Genomic DNA, 17668 nt, shown 5'->3' with positions numbered 1-17668 from the left:
GTATCCATACTCACGATCGTGGTTATGGATTCCGGGCCTGCGCCTTTCGGCGCATCCCGGAATGACGATACACATGGGTGACAGAAACATGCGCATCACCATCCTCTTCGGCGGCTCCAACCGCGAGCGTCTCGTCTCGGTTGCCACAGCCCAGGCGCTGCATCAGGCGCTGCCCGAGGCTGACCTCTGGTGGTGGGACGTCGAGGACAAGGTGCACGTCGTGCAGTCGAAGCAGCTGCTCGAGCATGCCCGCCCGTTCGAGGACGAATTCAAGCCGGGCACGCGCGGCGTCCCGCTCGCGCAGGCGCTCGACCGGGCCAAGGCTGAGGATCGCGTGCTGGTGCTCGGCCTGCACGGCGGGCGTGCCGAGAACGGCGAATTGCAGGTGATGTGCGAGGCGCGCGGCGTGCCCTTCACCGGCTCGGGCTCGGCGTCGTCGCATCTGGCCTTCGACAAGATCGCAGCCAAGCGCTTCGCCGCGCTCGGCGGCGTGACGCCGCCGGAAAATCTTGCGCTCGATGATATCGACGAGGCTTTCGCCGAGTATGGAAGGCTGATCGCAAAGCCCGCGCGCGACGGGTCGAGCTACGGCCTGATCTTCGTCAATGCCAAGCAGGACCTCGTCGCTGTCCGCAACGCAGCGAAGCATGAAGAGTACGTCATCGAGCCCTACATCGCCGGCGTGGAGGCGACCTGTGGCGTGCTGGAGCGCACCGACGGCTCGATCATCTCGCTGCCGCCGATCGAGATCATTCCGGGCGAGGGCAATTTCGACTACGCGGCGAAATATCTTCTGAAGTCGACCCAGGAGATCTGCCCCGGCCGCTTCGCACCCGAGATCACCGCCGCGCTCCAGGCGCAGGCGATGCTGGCCCATCGCGCAATGTCCTGCACCGGCTATTCCCGCTCTGACTTCATCGTCTCGGACAAGGGCCTCGTCTATCTCGAGACCAACACGCTGCCCGGGCTGACCAAGTCCTCGCTCTACCCCAAGGCGCTGAAAGCCGAAGGCATCGAGTTCGTCGACTTCCTGCGCGGCCTGGTCGAGCTCGCCTGCCAGCGCGTGCGGAAATAGTCAGGACTGGTTAACGGCCGGACCGGCGAAACGGGCCGGTTTGGTGGCCAAAACCGGTAAAATGCCGGACATGGCGGCGCAAATGCCAGATATCGCGAGGCAAAATGCGCAGGTCGTTAACGAATTTTACCTTTTGTTTACCAGGACGTCCGAAGGTTAACGCTGGCGGCGCATATGGCGCTTTGGCTGCCGGCGCGTGAGCTGTCGCGGGTGATGTCACCTCCAGCGAACGCTTTGAAGGGGAGAGGTTTTCTTCTGCTGAAGACCAGCACCCGGCCCGGCAAGTCCGAGACGTCATGTTCGCCAGGATCCGCGCGATGTCGCGGGCAAACTGTTGACGAGCTCGTGCAATGGATGGTGCAGGACGCCTCACCCGATCGCTTTTCGGATCGCTGAGGCCCCAAGCTGACCTGAAGGCGGCCGCTATCGGAGCGGTCGTGCTTCTGCGCGAGTGGGTGCAGGTCAAGCGCGAAGAGGCGCGCGCTGCCGCCAGGGACAAGGCCAAAGCCAAAGCCCAGGCCAAGGCCGCCGTCGAGCGCGAGCCGCCGCCGCGCCTGGTCGCGCTGGTCGAGTGCTATCTGCCGCGCCGGGTCGGCCTCAGCATGACCGTGCTGCTGTTGATCGGCAGCTGCGGCTTCGGCATCGTCAAGGGCGGCCACCTCCAGGATTTCGTCACCGCGGTCAGCGATGCCCGCAATGCGCTGGCCAATTCCGCCGGCTTCCGCATCACCTCCGTCGTCATCAACGGCCGCAAGCAGCTGACCCAGGACGAGATCCTCGCGATCGGCGGCGTCAGCGGCCGCTCCTCGCTGCTGTTCCTCGATGCCGAGGCAGTGCGCGACAAGCTCAAGGCCAATCTTTGGATCGCGGATGCGACCGTGCTGAAGCTCTATCCGGGCCAGCTCATGATCGAGCTCACCGAGCGCAAGGCGTTCGCGCTGTGGCAGGAGGCCGGCCGGCTCTCCGTCATCGCCGACGACGGCGCCGTGCTCGAGCCCTATGTCTCGCGCCGCTTCCTGTCGCTGCCGCTCGTGGTCGGCAAGGGCGCCGAGACCCAGGCCCGCGATTTCCTGGCGCTGCTGGCGCGCTACCCGCAGGTCCATTCGGTGACCAAGGCTGCGATCTATGTCGGCGAGCGGCGCTGGAACCTGCGGCTCAAGGACGGTCTCGACATTCGCCTGCCCGAGCAGGACGTCGGCAACGCGCTTGCGATGCTGTCGAAGCTCGACAAGGAGGACAGGCTGTTCTCGCGCGATATCGTCGCCGTCGACATGCGCCTGCCGGACCGGCTGGTGGTGCAGCTCTCCGAGGACGCCGCCAAGGCGCGCGAGGAGCTGTTCAAGGACAAGAAGAAAAAGAAGGCCGGGGATTCCGCATGACCGGTCTCGATCGCACCCAGACGCCGAAGACGCGCCCGATGCCGCACAAGCGCGGCGGCATCGTCGCCTGCCTCGACATCGGCACCAGCAAGATCGCCTGCATGATCGCGCGGCTGAAGCCGTCGCCGCCGAGCGATGCGCTGCGCGGCCGCACCCATGCGGTGGAATTGATCGGCTACAGCCAGATCCAGGCGCGCGGCATGAAGGCCGGCGCGGTGATCGATCTCGGCGAATGCGAGCAGGCGGTGCGCCAGGCCGTCGGGCTTGCGGAGAAGATGGCCAAGGTGCGGGTCGAGTCCGTGCTGTTGTCGGTCTCCGGCGGCCGGCTCGCCGGCCAGCTGGTCGAGGCTGCCGCCGACATTCGTGGCGGCGCCGTGACGCCGGCCGATGTCAGCCGCGTCACCTCCACCGGCATGCGCCACGCCACCGGCGAAGGCCGCACCGTGCTGCACGCCCTGCCGGTCGGCTACACGCTCGACGGTGTCAAAGGCATCCGCGATCCACGCGGCATGGTCGCGCACCAATTCGGCGTCGACATGAACGTCGTCACCTGCGACGCCACCGTGGCGCGGAACCTGATGCTGGCGGTGGAGCGCTGCCACATCAATGTCGAAGCCATGGCAGCGAGCCCCTATGTGGCCGGACTCTCGGTGCTGACCGACGACGAGGCCGATCTCGGCGCCGCTGTCGTCGAGATGGGCGCCGGCACCACCACGATTGCCGTTTATTCGGGCGGCCGCTTCGTGCACGCGGCAGGTTTTGCGGTCGGCGGGCAACACATCACGATGGATCTTGCGCGCGGACTCTCGGCGACCATTGCCGATGCCGAGCGAATCAAGACCTTATACGGCACCGTCATCACCGGCGGATCGGACTCGCGTGAGCTGATGTCTGTGCCGACAGCCGGTGACGAGCAGGATCTGCCGCAGATCGTCTCCCGCGCCACCATCGCGAACATCGTCAAGCACCGTGCCGAGGAAGTCTTCGAAATGGTTCGGGACAAGCTGAAGGATTCGCCCTTCGCCGCAGAGCCGAACGGCCGCGTCGTGCTCTCGGGCGGGGCCTCGCAGCTGACCGGCCTCGTCGATCTCGGCACCCGGATTCTCGGCCGGCCCGTGCGGGTCGGTCGTCCGCTCGGTTTCGGCCGGCTTCCCAACGAGGCGAAGAACGCCGCGTTCGCGGTGCCGGCCGGACTTCTGGTCTACCCGCAATATGTTCACCTCGAACATGTCGAACCGCGGCATACGCGGCAGCAGATCAAGACAGGGACCGGCGGATATTTCGGAAAGGTCGGACGATGGCTACGCGAGGGCTTCTGATGACCGCTTTCCGCAATCTTCGATTTTCACCAACTCCCGCGGCCACCGGCCGGGGCGAACCCACGCGCGCGTGATCGAGAGGCAACCATGACCATCAGCATCAATGTTCCTGATATTCACGAACTGAAGCCCCGGATCACCGTGTTCGGCGTCGGTGGCGCCGGCGGCAACGCCGTCAACAACATGATCACGGCGGGCCTGCAGGGCGTCGACTTCGTGGTCGCCAACACCGACGCGCAGGCGCTGACCATGTCGAAGGCGCAGCGCATCGTGCAGATGGGCACGGCCGTCACGCAAGGCCTCGGCGCCGGCTCACAGCCGAACGTCGGCGCCGCGGCCGCGGAAGAGGTGATCGACGAGTTGCGCGACCATCTCTCGGGCGCCAACATGGTGTTCGTCACCGCCGGCATGGGCGGCGGCACCGGCACGGGTGCAGCTCCCGTCATCGCCAAGACCGCGCGCGACATGGGCATCCTCACCGTCGGCGTGGTGACCAAGCCGTTCCACTTCGAGGGCCAGCGCCGCATGCGCACGGCCGAAGCCGGCATCTCCGAGCTGCACAAGGTCGTGGATACTCTCCTGATCATCCCGAACCAGAACCTGTTCCGGGTCGCCAACGAGAAGACCACCTTCGCCGACGCCTTCGCGATGGCCGACCAGGTGCTCTATTCGGGCGTCGCCTGCATCACCGACCTGATGGTCAAGGAAGGCCTGATCAACCTCGACTTCGCCGACGTCCGCGCCGTCATGCGCGAGATGGGCAAGGCGATGATGGGCACCGGCGAAGCCTCCGGCGACAAGCGCGCGCTGACCGCCGCGGAAGCCGCGATCGCCAACCCGCTGATCGACGACTCGTCGATGAAGGGCGCCAAGGGCCTCCTCATCTCCATCACCGGCGGCAAGGACCTCACTTTGTTCGAGGTCGACGAAGCCGCGACCCGCATCCGCGAGGAAGTCGACCAGGACGCCAACATCATCGTCGGCGCCACCTTCGACGAAGCGCTCGACGGTCTGATCCGCGTCTCGGTGGTCGCCACCGGCATCGAGCAGGCCGCGATCGCCCGCAACAGCCAGGCCACCTCTGCGCCCGTCGCCAATCCGGCACCGCAGATGCAGCAGGCTGCCGCCCCGGCCGCCGCCGCCGAGAGCCGTCTCGCCGACCTGACCGCCCGGCTGCGTGCCGACAATCAGCGTCTGGCCGAGCGCGCTCAGAAGCTGGAAGCCCAGACCCCGGCCGCCGCGCCGGCTCCGGCTGCCGCCGCGCCCCGTCCGAACGTCGAGCGTGCTGCGCTCGCCGCGATCGCCGCTGCCGTTTCCGAGGTGCCGCAGCCGCCCGCGCCACAGACCTATGGCGACGTCACCGTGCGCCCGATCGCGCAGAAGCCGACCCTGTTCCCGGAGGCCGACATGGCCCCGGTCGCGGTGCAGGAGCCGATGACGCCTGATACCTTCATCCCGCCGCAGGCCGAGCGTCCGGCCCGCGCGCCGCGCATGCCGCGAATCGAGGAGCTGCCGATGCCGGCGCAAGCCGAGATTCGGCAGGCCCGCGGCGAGGCTGAGGAGGAGACCCCGCAGAAGACCCGCCTGTCGCTGCTGCAGCGCCTCGCCAATGTCGGCCTCGGCCGTCGCGACGAGGAAAGCGAGCCACCGGTCGCGGCCCGCACCGCCGGTCCCGCCATGCCGCCGCTGCCCGAACGCCGGCCGCAGAAGACCGTGGCGCAGCAGATCGCGTCCAACGAGCCGGTATCGGAGTATGCCCGCCGTCCCGCGCCGCAGGGTCTGGACGTCCATGGCCGCCCCGCGCCTGTTGCGCCGGCGCCACAGGGTGACGACCATCTTGATATCCCGGCCTTCCTGCGGCGGCAGGCGACCTGAGGATTGTTACAATAAGGCAGACGAAAAAAGGTCCCGGCGAGGAGCTGGCCGGGACCTTTCCTTTTGTCCCGGGCATGTCCGGATTGAGCAGCCAAACAACTGATTTTAAATGATTAATTACGGCTTCGGTGGTTCAGTAGAACTGCCGATAGCGGTCCCGAAACCCGGCGCAATTTGGTTAAGCCTTGGCGCGAATACGGCAGGTTTGGGGTAACAATCGGTAAAAAAGCGTGAGTTGGCGCTGTTTGAGGCTGCAACTATGGTTTGCCGTGACTTGGGGATACGGAGATTCGGTAGCGTCGGCTCTGGCCGGCCAAGCAGGTCTCGTATAAGTCGCAGTGGGTCTTAGTGGGGCGGGTTCCTGATGAAATTTAGCCGGCAAACAACGCTTCGTGCGCAAGCCTCTGTGGCAGGCGTGGGCGTTCATTCCGGTCTTCCCGTCACTCTCACGCTTGGGCCTGCGCCTGTCGACGCGGGTTTTATTTTTGTCCGGACCGGACTTGAGGGAAGTGACCGCGAAGTTCAGGCCACCGCCGAGCAAGTGATTGCGACTGACTTTGCCACGGTCCTCGGCGACCGCAACGGTCCGCTGGTGTCCACTGCCGAGCATGTGCTTGCTGCACTGCGGGGAATGGGTGTCGACAACGCCACCATCGAGATCGACGGTCCCGAAGTCCCGATCATGGACGGCAGCGCCGCCGCCTTCATCGCGGCAATCGACCAGGCCGGCATCGTCACCCAGCCGGCGCAGCGCCGTTTCATCCAGGTTCTGAAGCCGATCTCGGTCAAGATCGGCGACTCCTTCGGCGAGGTCAGGCCCCACACCAACGGGTTCCGCGTCGAGGTCGAGATCGATTTCACCAATCCCGTCATCGGCCAGCAGGCTTACGCCTTCGACCTCAATCCGGAAGGTTTCCGCCGTGAAGTCGGCCGGGCCCGGACCTTCGGCCTGATGTGCGACGTCGCGCGGCTCTGGAGCGCCGGCTATGCCCTCGGCGCCTCCTTCGACAACACCGTCGTGTTCGACGACGAGCGGCTGCTCAACACCGAGGGCCTGCGCTACGCCGATGAATGCGCCCGTCACAAGGTGCTGGACGTGATCGGCGACCTCTCGCTGGCCGGCCTGCCGCTGCTTGGCGCCTACCGCTCGGTGCGTGGCGGTCATAAGCTCAACCACGCCGTCTTGACGGCGCTGCTCGCCGACCGGACCGCCTGGCGGGTGGTCGAGGGCGAGGCTGCCCGCCGCACCACGCGTGCCGTGGGCGAGGTCGGTCGTGGCATCGTCGGCGGCCGGGTCGCTGCGGCCTTCGGACCGGATGTGTCCTGACGCGGCCTGTCGCCTTCGGAACGTGGTTGGCGGCCCCGGGAAACTCCTGGTAACCATGATCGGCTAGCATTGCGGCAGGTTCGCCTTAATCCGGGCGAAATGCCTCCCTATCCGGTTCGTTAACGATCGTTTTCGGATACATCGGCGTGGTCGCGTGGCAGGCACCACGGTCACATTTCGCGCCCATGAGGGGTTCGTGGGCTGGCGGACACCGCATCATAGGGCGTCAGGGCTTAAACTCATGTCGGCACAGCGTATGACGCGCGGATTTTTTTCGGTCTCGTCGCGAGCCCGGGGGCTGATTCAGGCCGTCACCTTCATCGTTCTTGCGCTGCCGCTCGCCGGATGCGGCACGGGCGCGCTCTGGGACAAGTTCACCGCCAAGGATGACACCTTCGTCGAGGAGCCCGCCGACAAGATCTACAATGAGGGCCTGTACCTCATGAACGAGAAGAAGGACATGAAGGCGGCGAACAAGAAGTTCGAAGAGGTCGACCGCCAGCATCCTTATTCCGACTGGGCCCGCAAGTCGCTGCTGATGTCGGCCTATGCGTCCTATCAGGGCGGCGATTATGACGGTTGCATCGGTGCCGCCACCCGCTACGTCACGCTGCATCCCGGCAGCCCGGATGCGGCCTATGCGCAATACCTGATCGCCGCCTCCCATTACGACCAGATCCCGGACATCAGCCGCGACCAGACCCGCACCGAAAAGGCGATCGCCGCACTGGAAGAGGTGGTGCGCAAATATCCGAACTCGGAATATGCGACCTCGGCCAAGGCCAAGATCGAGGGCGCGCGCGACCAGCTCGCCGGCAAGGAAATGAATGTCGGCCGCTACTACGCCCAGAAGCGCGACTACACGGCCGCCATCAATCGTTACAAGACCGTCGTGACGCAGTACCAGACCACTCGCCATGTCGAGGAGGCGCTGTTCCGGCTCACCGAGGCCTATATGGCGATCGGCATCGTTGGCGAAGCGCAGACCGCGGCGGCGGTGCTTGGGCACAATTTTCCTGACAGCCGCTGGTACAAGGACGCCTATAATCTTGTAAAATCCGGCGGTCTCGAGCCGAGCGAGAATCAGGGGTCCTGGATCAGCCGGACCTTCAAGAAGATGGGTCTCGGCTAGGAAATTTGGTTCCATGCTGGCGCGTCTGTCGATCCGTGACATCGTCCTGATCGAACGGCTCGATATCGAATTCGCCTCCGGCCTCGCGGTTTTGACCGGCGAGACCGGTGCGGGCAAATCCATCCTGCTCGATGCCTTTGCGCTGGCGCTCGGCGGCCGCGGCGACGCCGGCCTCGTGCGTCACGGCGCGGAGCAGGGGCAGGTCACGGCCGTGTTCGATGTCCCGAAGAATCACCCTGCGACGAAGATACTGGCCGAGAATGGCCTCGACGACACCGGCGAGATGATTCTCCGGCGCGTGCAGCTCGCCGACGGCCGCACCCGCGCCTTCATCAACGACCAATCGATCAGCGTGCAGACGCTGAAGGCGGTCGGCACCGCCCTGGTCGAGATCCACGGCCAGCACGACGAGCGCGCGCTGGTCGATGCCGCCACCCACCGCCGCCTGCTCGACGCTTTTGCCGGCCTCGAGAAGGACGTCGCGGCCGTCGAAGCGCTCTGGGATGCGCGCCGCACCGCCAACACCGCGCTGGAGGAGCATCGCGCCGCCATGGAGCGCGCGGCGCGCGAGGCCGATTATCTGCGCCACGCCTCCGACGAGCTGAAGCAGCTCGCGCCCAAGGACGGCGAGGAAACCGCATTGGCCTCCCGCCGCACCACCATGATGCAGGGCGAGAAGATCGCCTCCGACCTGCGCGAGGCGCAGGAGGCGGTCGGCGGCAATCATTCGCCGGTTGCCGCGCTCTCGGCGGCGGTGCGCCGGCTGGAGCGCCGCGGCGTCAACTCGCCGGCGCTGGTCGAGCCCGCGGTAAAGGCAATCGACGCGGCGATCAACGCGCTGGAGGAGGCCGATCAGCATCTCCAGGCGGCGCTGGCCGCAACTGATTTCGATCCGGCCGAGCTCGAGCGCATCGAGGAACGGCTTTTTGCTTTGCGTGCGGCGTCTCGCAAATATTCGACCCCGGTTGACGGCCTCGCCGCGCTGGCCGCCAAATACGCCGCCGACGTCGTCCTGATCGATGCCGGCGCCTCGCGCTTGAAGAAGTTGGAGCAGGCCGCGATCGAGGCGGACAGCCGCTATGCGGCGGCCGCCAAGAAGCTGTCGCTGGCGCGGCAGAAGTCGGCCGAGAAGCTCAACAAGGCGGTCAATGCCGAGCTTGCCCCGCTCAAGCTCGAACGCGCGAGGTTCATGACCCAAGTTGAGACCGACGAGGCTGCGCCCGGGCCGCAAGGTTTCGATCGCGTCGAGTTCTGGGTGCAGACCAATCCGGGCACCAGACCGGGGCCCTTGATGAAGGTCGCCTCCGGCGGCGAGCTGTCGCGCTTCCTGCTCGCGCTCAAGGTCGTCCTGTCCGACCGCGGCTCGGCGCCGACGCTCGTCTTCGACGAGATCGACACCGGCGTCGGCGGTGCGGTTGCGGACGCCATCGGCGGGCGCCTGGCGCGGCTGGCCGGCAAGGTCCAGGTCATGGCTGTGACCCACGCCCCGCAGGTCGCCGCCCGCGCCGACCAGCACCTGCTCATCTCCAAGGACGCCCTCGACAAGGGCAAGCGCGTCGCCACCCGCGTCAATGCGCTCGCCGCCGACCACCGCCGCGAGGAGATCGCCCGCATGCTCGCCGGCGCCGAGATCACGGCCGAGGCGAGGGCTGCAGCGGAACGGCTGCTCAAGGCGGCGACGGCTTAGGCTTGTGTCCCGGACGCGCGTAGCGCGAGCCGGGACCCAGAATGCCTGCCGCGACATGGGCCCCGGCTCTGCAGCGCACCGCTGAAGGAGCGCTGCGCTGCGCCCGGGGCACGAGATTTCCACAAGCCTTTACCCTCCCGCCCGCTCCGTCGTATCCAAGCGCCATGGCCAGAGCAGCAAAATCCAAAGCAACACCGCTACGCGACGTCGCCGAGCTCACCAAGGCGCAGGCCAAGGTCGAGCATAAGCGGCTCGCCCTCGAGATCGAGGGGCACAACGATCGCTACTATCAGGAGGACGCGCCCACCGTCACCGACGCCGAATACGACGCGCTGCGCCAGCGCCTCAACGCGATCGAGGCGCGTTTTCCCGAGTTCGTCACCGCGGACTCGCCCTCGCAGAAGGTCGGCGCCGCGCCGTCAGGGCGCTTCAAGAAAGTCCCGCATGCCGTGCCCATGCTGTCGCTCGACAACGCCTTTGCGGAGGAGGACGTGCGCGACTTCGTCGGCCGCATCGTGCGCTTCCTGAAGCTCGACGACGACAAGATCGGCTTCTCCGCCGAGCCGAAGATCGACGGCCTCTCGATGTCGCTGCGCTACGAGGGCGGCGAGCTCGTCACCGCCGCGACGCGCGGCGACGGTGCGGTTGGCGAGGACGTCACCGCCAACATCCGTACGCTCGAAGACGTGCCGCAGAAGCTGAAGGGCCGCAACATCCCCGACATCTGCGAGGTGCGCGGCGAAGTCTACATGACCAAGAAGGCGTTCCTGGCGCTCAACGAACGGCAGAAGGCGGCAGGCGACACCATCTTCGCCAATCCGCGCAATTCGGCCGCCGGCTCGCTCCGCCAGAAGGACCCGACCATCACCGCCTCCCGTCCGCTCGGGTTCTTCGCCTATGCCTGGGGGCAGATGAGCGCGATGCCGGAAGACACGCAGAGCGGCATGATCGGCTGGTTCGAGCGCTGCGGTTTCAAGACCAATCCGCTCACCAAGCTCTGTCACTCGGTCGAAGAACTGCTCGCCTTTCATCATGCGATCGAGGAGCAGCGCGCGTGGCTCGACTACGACATCGACGGCGTCGTCTACAAGATCGACCGCATCGACTGGCAGGAGCGGCTCGGCTTCGTCTCGCGCACGCCGCGCTGGGGTATCGCGCACAAATTCCCGGCCGAGCGCGCCATGACGGTGCTGCGGGACATCGAGATCCAGGTCGGCCGCACCGGCTCGTTCACGCCGGTCGGCAAGCTCGAGCCGGTCGGCGTTGGCGGCGTCATCGTGCAGAACGTCACGCTGCACAACGAGGACTACATCAAGGGCATCGGCAACAAGGGCGAGGTGCTGCGCGAGGGGCGCGAGATCAGGATCGGTGACACCGTGGTGATTCAGCGCGCCGGCGACGTCATCCCGCAGGTGGTCGACGTCGTCCTCGACAAGCGGCCGAAGACCGCCAGGGAATTCCACTTCCCGAAGAAGTGCCCGTGTCCGCTGCACACCGACGTCGTGCGCGAGGAGACGGCGACGGGCGAGGAGGGCTCGCGCGCCCGCTGCACTGGCGAGTTCGCATGTCCCTATCAGAAGATCGAGCATCTGAAGCTGTTCGTGTCGCGGCGGGCCTTCGACATCGACGGTCTTGGCGAGAAGCAGCTCCAGTATTTCTTCGACGAGGGCTGGGTGAAGGAGCCCGCCGACATCTTCACGCTGGAGAAGCGCAACGCAAAACTCAAGCTCGAGGAGATCGAAGGCTACGGCGCGACCTCCGTGCGCAACCTGTTCGGCGCCATCGAGAGCCGGCGCAGAATCGCGCTGGAGCGCTTCATCTTCGCGCTCGGCATGCGCCATGTCGGCGAGACCACGGCGCTGGCGCTGGCGCGCGGCTACGGCTCGTGGGACGCCTTCCATGATGCCTGCCTCAAGGTTGCCAAGGGCGACGAGGAGGCGATCGCGGACATGGACGCGCTCGACCAGATCGGCGACACCGTGATCAAGAGCATCGCCGATTATTTTGGCGAGAGTCACAATCGGGGGATTGTGGAACGCCTGATGAAGGAGGTCGAGATCGTCGACGCCGAGAAGCCGAAGAGCAATTCGGCCGTCGCCGGCAAGACCGTGGTGTTCACGGGCTCGCTGGAGAAGATGACACGGGATGAAGCCAAGGCGACGGCCGAGCGGCTCGGGGCCAAGGTGTCGGGCTCGGTTTCGAAAAAGACCGATCTCGTCGTCGCGGGCCCCGGCGCCGGCTCGAAGCTCGCGGACGCCAACAAGCACGGCGTCAAGGTGCTGACCGAAGACGAGTGGTTGAAGCTAATCGCCGAGTGAGGGGCGCGTTGGCCCCTCGCAACCGTCGTCATCGCACAGGCGCTCCCCCAACAGCTTCCCGTGATGGTACGCGGGGGCGCAAGAGTTCCTTCACCATTCGCGTTGACCCGATGTTTACCGCTTCACGTGAGGCCGCATTTACCAATGCGCGACGTCGCCCCGTGAAAACACCTGCATTCGCTTGAGTGTGCCGCCTGCGCAACGCCGATTAACGCCCCGGCAACCTAAATTAGATACTCACAATAAAGATCGAATTGCACGGATGTACTGAGTTCGATCGAACCAGCGTAAGCGTAGCGTGAGCGTATCGATGTCTGTGTTGCGTAACCATCCGAAGGGCGCGCGGTTCGCGTCCTTCGGCATCGGTCTCTGCATCTTCGCATTGATGCCGAGAGAGACCGGCTATCAGGACATTGCCTCGTTGCTGGCGCGCCAACCCGGCGTCGCCGAGCGGTGGCAGAAGCAGGTGTTCTCCGCTGCGTCCTCGATCCAGCTTGCCACCTACAGTTTTTCCCGCCCCATCGGCACCTCGGTTCCGCAGAGCGCGATGGTTCGGCTCACGAGCCTCGACGGCGGCGACGTCACCGGCGCGATCCGCCGCAATCCGGCGCTTCAGGCACCGCCGCGCTACCACGCATCCGACTTTCCCAAGGTCGATCGCGCCCTGAAGGGCGATCGCCTCGCAATCGTCCCGCCGACTCAGTCGCCTGAGACGGCCGCGCCGGCTGCAGCACCGGCCAAGGAAGATCCCGCGACCTCGAACAGCTCGGTGTTCGGCGCCAAGACCGCCGCATTGCCGCCGGCGATGTCGCCGGAATCCGCGGCCCCGCTCGATCCCGAGCTGCAGGAGGCGATGCGCGCGCCGCCGCTGCCGCAATATTCCAATCCGCCGCAGGCGAGCGAGGCTGCGCGCGCGTTCGCGGTGCAGCCGCTAGAAGCGCTGAAGCGCGCCACGGCGCCGGCTGTTCCCGCGCGCGATCCTTTCAGCGTCAAGACATCGAGCCTGTTCTTCGGCAGCTCCTCGTTGGGCGGCAATCTCGAGACCATCGAGAGCTGGCAGCCCGGCGCCGAGCCGCTGATCGTGATGCCCGACCCCGACATGAAGGTGACGGCCTCGCTGACCCCGCCGACGGCGGAGATCGCCAAGGACATCGAGAGCGGCGAGAGCGTCGCGCCGAAGGGCGAGGTCAACGCCGACAACCAGCGCGGCAAGTCGCCGGCGGAGCGACTCGCGCTCGACGACAAGTCGCGCGCCAAGTCCGAGAAGTGTCTTGCCGAAGCCGTCTATTTCGAGGCCCGCGGCGAAGCCGTGCGCGGCCAGATTGCGGTGGCGCAAGTGGTGATGAACCGCGTCTTCTCCGGCAAATATCCTGACACCGTATGCGGCGCGGTCTATCAGAACAAGCACCGTCACCTGGCCTGTCAGTTCACCTTCGCCTGCGACAACAATGCCGACGTGATCCGCGAACCCGAAATGTGGGAGCGCGCCAAGAAGATCTCCAAGGCGATGCTCGACGGACAGATCTGGCTGCCCGAGGTCGGCAAGTCCACGCATTACCATGCCTATTGGGTCCGCCCGTCCTGGGTCGCCGAGATGAAGAAGCTGTACAAGACCGGCGTGCACACCTTCTATCGGCCGCGCAATTGGGGCGACGGCAGCGAGTTGCCGAGCTGGGGCACGCCGGCGCAAACCGCCGCGCTCTCCGCCGCGCTCGCGCAGGAAGCCAAGAGCTCCGCGGAGTTGGGCGAGCGGCGGTAGCGCCTACAAGTGATCGTCATGCCCGGGCTTGTCCCGGGCATCCACGTTCTTCGTAACGCATGACGTTGATGGCCGGGACAAGCCCGGCCATGACGCGAGAGGTGCCATCACGCCTCGATGTCCAGCGCACAATCGAAATTCGGCGCAGAATGCGTCAGGGCGCCGGCCGACGCATAGTCGACGCCGGTGGCCGCGATGCCGGCGATCGTGTCCAGCGTGACGCCGCCGGACGCCTCCAGCGCGACGCGGCCCGCGTTGAGCCTCACCGCCTCGCGCAGCGTCGCAAGGTCCATATTATCGAGCAGCACCGCATCGGCCATCCCGCTCTCGAGCACCTCGCGCAGCTGCGCCAGCGTGTCGACCTCGATCTCGATCTTGACGAGATGGCCGGCATGGGCGCGGGCGCGCTCCAGCACCGGGCGGATGCCGCCGGCCACCGCAATGTGGTTGTCCTTGATCAGGATCGCATCGTCGAGCCCGAAGCGGTGGTTGAAGCCGCCGCCGCAGCGCACCGCGTATTTCTCCAGCGCCCGCAATCCCGGCGTGGTCTTGCGCGTGCAGCAGATGCGCATCCTGGTGCCTTCGGTGCGGGCGACATAGTCCGCGGCGAGCGTGGCGATGCCCGACAGCCGGCCGACGAAGTTCAACGCGGTGCGCTCCGCCGTGAGAATGGCACGCGCCGGGCCCGAGATCGTCAGCACGTGCTGGCCGCGCGCAACCCCCGTGGCATCGCGGACATGTGCGCGCACCTCGATCTCGGGCGAAAGCTTCTGCAAGGTCGCGAGCGCCAGCGGCAATCCGGCGATCACGCCGGACTGGCGCGCGACCAGGATGGCTTGCGCGCGCGTCGCCTCCGGGATCGTCGCCAGCGAGGTGATGTCGCCGGCGCGGCCGAGATCCTCGTCGAGCGCGCGCTCAACGGCCGCCTCGATCGCGAGCGGCGAGAGGAAGGCATCGGGATAGAGCAGTGAGGTCGGGGTGATCATGGGGCCTCCTTCAGGCGATCATGGATTGCGCAAGGCGTGGCCGCGGGCGCTCGTCGAGGCTCTCCGCGACCTCGCGCGCCGCGGCGAGTGTGGTCATCGTTCTCTGCGCCAGCGCTGGGTTCTCGGCCGGATGATCGGAACGGCAATGCGCACCGCGGCTTTCGCGCCGCGTCCAGGCCGCAGCGGCGACGAGCAGGGCCGAAATCGCCATGTTGCCGAGGACGCTGCGTCCGGCCTCGCGCTCGAGCCTGACGAAATGGCGCACGGCTTGCGCAAGCCCATCACCGTCGCGGATCACGCCGACATGCGCGCTCATCATTGCGCGCAGCCGCTTCACCTCCGCAGCATCCGGCGTGCCGGCGCGTGGTGTCACCAAAGACTCGGGAAGGCGTGCCGGCGGGGGCACAGTGCGGCCGGCGATGTCGTCGGCAATGCGGGCGGCATAGACGACGGCTTCGAGCAGGGAATTCGAGGCAAGCCGGTTGGCGCCATGCGCGCCCGTGGAGGAGACTTCTCCGGCGGCCCAGAGACCGTCGATCGAGCTGCGACCGCGCGCGTCCACCGCGATGCCGCCCATGTGGTAATGCGCGGCCGTCGCGATCGGAATCGGCTGCGCCGCGGGATCGATGCCGGCAGCGATGCAGCTCGCATGCACGGTCGGAAAACTCGTCGCGAAACGCGCGCCCAGCGCCTGTCGCGCATCGAGGAAGGCGCCGCGCCCGGCCGCGATCTCGGCGAACACGCCGCGGGCCACGATATCGCGCGGCGCGAGCTCCGCGAGCGGGTGGCGGGCGCTCATGAAGCGCTCGCCGTTGCCATTGATCAGCGTTGCACCTTCGCCGCGCAGGGCTTCGGTGGCGAGCGGTGCCGGGTCGCGGCCGACCATGATGGCGGTCGGGTGGAACTGCACGAATTCAGGATCGGCAATCACGGCGCCGGCGCGGGCGGCGATCGCAAGGCCCGAGCCGCTCGCTTCCGACGGGTTGGTGGTGACGGCGTAGAGATGGCCGAGCCCACCGGTCGCAAGCACGACCGCGCGCGAGGTGAGCACGAGCGGGCGTGCCGCGGGATTGCCGGCCTCGCGCAATTGAAGCCCGGTGACCGCGCCGTCCTCGGTCAACAGTGCTTCGGCGACGAAGCCTTCCATCAGGCGGATCGAGGGCGTGCGGCGCGCGGCCTCGTTCAAGGCCGCGATGATCGCGGCGCCGGCGCCATCGCCGCGCACATGCACGATGCGACTCGCGGAATGCGCAGCTTCGCGTCTGACCGCAAGCCTGCCGTCGAGATCGCGGTCGAACGGCACGCCATAGGCGAGAAGATCGTGGATGCGCGGCGCAGCCTCCCGCGCAATGCCGAGCGCAACGGCTTCGTCGACGAGGCCGCCGCCGACCGCGACGGTGTCGGCAGCGTGTGCTTCCGGCGTATCGCCTTCAGCCATTGCTGCGGCGATGCCGCCTTGCGCCCACGCCGAGGACGCGCCGCGCCCGAGCGGTGCCGCCGAGATCAAGGCCACCGGCCGCGGCGCGAGCTTCAGCGCGCAGAACAGTCCGGCAAGGCCGCCGCCGACGATGACGACGTTGTCGGTGCTGGCGAGGTCGTGGATGTCGTGTTGCATGTTACTCGCCCTCAATTTCTCAGATTGATCATGCGCTCGACCGAGTGCCGCGCGCGTTCCGCGAGCGCGGGGTCGATCGTCACCTCCTCGCGAAGCGTCAGCAGGCTTTCCAGGATGTTGGCGAGCGTGATGCGCTTCATGTGCGGGCAGAGATTGCAGGGGCGAAGCATCTCCACGTCGGGCAGCTCGGCCCGGACATTATCGGCCATCGAGCATTCCGTGATCATGACGAGCCGCCGCGGCCGCTTTGCCCGCACCCAGTTGATCATGTGCGCGGTCGAACCGGTGAAGTCGGCTTCCGCCAGCACGTCCGGCGGGCATTCCGGATGCGCGATGATCTGCACGGACGGATCGGCCTCGCGAAAGCTCCGCAGCTCCTCGCCCGTGAAGCGCTCATGCACCTCACAGGCGCCTTTCCAGGCGATGATCTTCACGTCGGTCTTCGACGCCACATAAGTGGCGAGGTATCGGTCGGGCAGGAAGATCACGGTCGGGGCGTTCAGGCTCTCGACCACCTGCACCGCGTTCGAGGACGTGCAGCAGATGTCGACCTCGGCCTTCACCTCCGCCGAGGTGTTGACATAGGCAACAACAGGCACGCCGGGGAATTTCTCCCGCAGCAGCCGCACGTCCGCACCGGTGATGCTGGCGGCGAGCGAGCAGCCCGCGCGCGAATCCGGGATCAAGACGGTCTTGTCCGGATTGAGCAGCTTCGAGGTCTCCGCCATGAAGTGCACGCCGCATTGGACGATGATGTCGGCCTTCACCTTGGTGGCTTCGACCGCGAGCTGGAGCGAGTCGCCGCCGATATCGGCGACGCAGTGGAAGATCTCCGGGGTCTGGTAGTTGTGGGCGAGGATGACCGCGCCCCGCGCGCGCTTGAGCTCGTTGATCGCGTGAATCGTCGGCGCCATCAGCGGCCATTCGATCGACGGGATCACGTGCTTGACGCGGTCAAAGAGCGGCGCAGTGGCGCGTTCGACCGCCGGCGTCCATTCCAGGGAGGGCATCAGCCATGTCGGTCCCGGACGCACCGGCGCGGCGCGCGGGGAGGCGGTGGGTTGGCCTTGCGGCCGGTTGGCAAAGTCGTCGGGACCGTAAATTGCAGTGATCGGCATTGAAGCCTCCCAAGTGTGGCGATTATGAGTGGGCATTATGCTCAGTTTGAGAATATATGGGGCCCGAGAAATCCGGCC

General features: G+C 66.6%; 12 protein-coding genes. 9 read left to right on the top strand and 3 right to left on the bottom strand.

Annotated features, from left to right (window positions below):
* Positions 1–88: 88 nt before the first annotated feature.
* From I6F20_RS25355 to I6F20_RS25315, 9 genes are all read left to right on the top strand, one after another.
* A complete protein-coding gene (locus I6F20_RS25355; RefSeq protein ID WP_036028358.1) occupies positions 89–1075 on the top strand; it encodes a D-alanine--D-alanine ligase family protein in 987 nt (328 codons plus the stop codon).
* Positions 1076–1425: 350 nt separating this feature from the next.
* Positions 1426–2454, top strand: coding sequence for a cell division protein FtsQ/DivIB (locus tag I6F20_RS25350; protein ID WP_225128317.1), 1029 nt, complete (start codon positions 1426–1428; stop codon positions 2452–2454).
* Positions 2451–3773 carry a cell division protein FtsA gene (gene ftsA, locus I6F20_RS25345; protein WP_036003557.1) on the top strand — a complete coding sequence of 441 codons (1323 nt, stop codon included), beginning with the start codon at positions 2451–2453 and terminating at the stop codon, positions 3771–3773. Before I6F20_RS25350 ends, ftsA begins: the two co-directional genes overlap by 4 nt.
* Positions 3774–3860: 87 nt before the next feature.
* On the top strand, positions 3861–5648 hold the full coding sequence (gene ftsZ / locus I6F20_RS25340; protein ID WP_074447532.1) for a cell division protein FtsZ: 1788 nt from the start codon (positions 3861–3863) through the stop codon (positions 5646–5648).
* 364 nt (positions 5649–6012) lie between these two features.
* Positions 6013–6975: a UDP-3-O-acyl-N-acetylglucosamine deacetylase gene (gene lpxC, locus I6F20_RS25335; protein WP_109144668.1), complete on the top strand. Its 963-nt coding sequence runs from the start codon at positions 6013–6015 to the stop codon at positions 6973–6975.
* Between the two features lie 241 nt (positions 6976–7216).
* Complete coding sequence (locus tag I6F20_RS25330; RefSeq protein WP_036003576.1) at positions 7217–8107, top strand: outer membrane protein assembly factor BamD; 891 nt, start codon at positions 7217–7219, stop codon at positions 8105–8107.
* A 13-nt stretch (positions 8108–8120) separates the two neighbouring features.
* Positions 8121–9794 carry a DNA repair protein RecN gene (gene recN / locus I6F20_RS25325; RefSeq protein WP_036003579.1) on the top strand — a complete coding sequence of 558 codons (1674 nt, stop codon included), beginning with the start codon at positions 8121–8123 and terminating at the stop codon, positions 9792–9794.
* A gap of 164 nt (positions 9795–9958) precedes the next feature.
* The gene (ligA, locus tag I6F20_RS25320) at positions 9959–12112 is read left to right on the top strand and encodes an NAD-dependent DNA ligase LigA (protein WP_225128316.1); all 2154 of its coding nucleotides are present in this window, start codon (positions 9959–9961) and stop codon (positions 12110–12112) included.
* A 310-nt stretch (positions 12113–12422) separates the two neighbouring features.
* A complete protein-coding gene (locus I6F20_RS25315; protein WP_225128315.1) occupies positions 12423–13871 on the top strand; it encodes a cell wall hydrolase in 1449 nt (482 codons plus the stop codon).
* A gap of 107 nt (positions 13872–13978) precedes the next feature.
* Here I6F20_RS25315 and nadC read toward each other — a convergent pair whose 3' ends face one another.
* The 3 genes from nadC to nadA are packed head-to-tail and all read right to left on the bottom strand — an operon-like array spanning position 13979 to position 17590.
* On the bottom strand, positions 13979–14857 hold the full coding sequence (gene nadC, locus I6F20_RS25310) for a carboxylating nicotinate-nucleotide diphosphorylase (RefSeq protein WP_225128314.1): 879 nt from the start codon (positions 14855–14857) through the stop codon (positions 13979–13981).
* Positions 14858–14867: 10 nt separating this feature from the next.
* Positions 14868–16472, bottom strand: coding sequence for an L-aspartate oxidase (locus tag I6F20_RS25305; RefSeq protein WP_225128313.1), 1605 nt, complete (start codon positions 16470–16472; stop codon positions 14868–14870).
* Between the two features lie 11 nt (positions 16473–16483).
* Positions 16484–17590 carry a quinolinate synthase NadA gene (gene nadA / locus I6F20_RS25300; RefSeq protein WP_225128312.1) on the bottom strand — a complete coding sequence of 369 codons (1107 nt, stop codon included), beginning with the start codon at positions 17588–17590 and terminating at the stop codon, positions 16484–16486.
* Positions 17591–17668 lie beyond the last annotated feature (78 nt).

The organism is Bradyrhizobium sp. IC3123 (assembly GCF_020193625.1).
In the GTDB taxonomy this organism is placed as follows: domain Bacteria; phylum Pseudomonadota; class Alphaproteobacteria; order Rhizobiales; family Xanthobacteraceae; genus Bradyrhizobium; species Bradyrhizobium yuanmingense.
The sequence above is the reverse complement of the archived record's forward strand: the minus strand, read 5'-3'. Positions and strand labels throughout refer to the sequence as shown.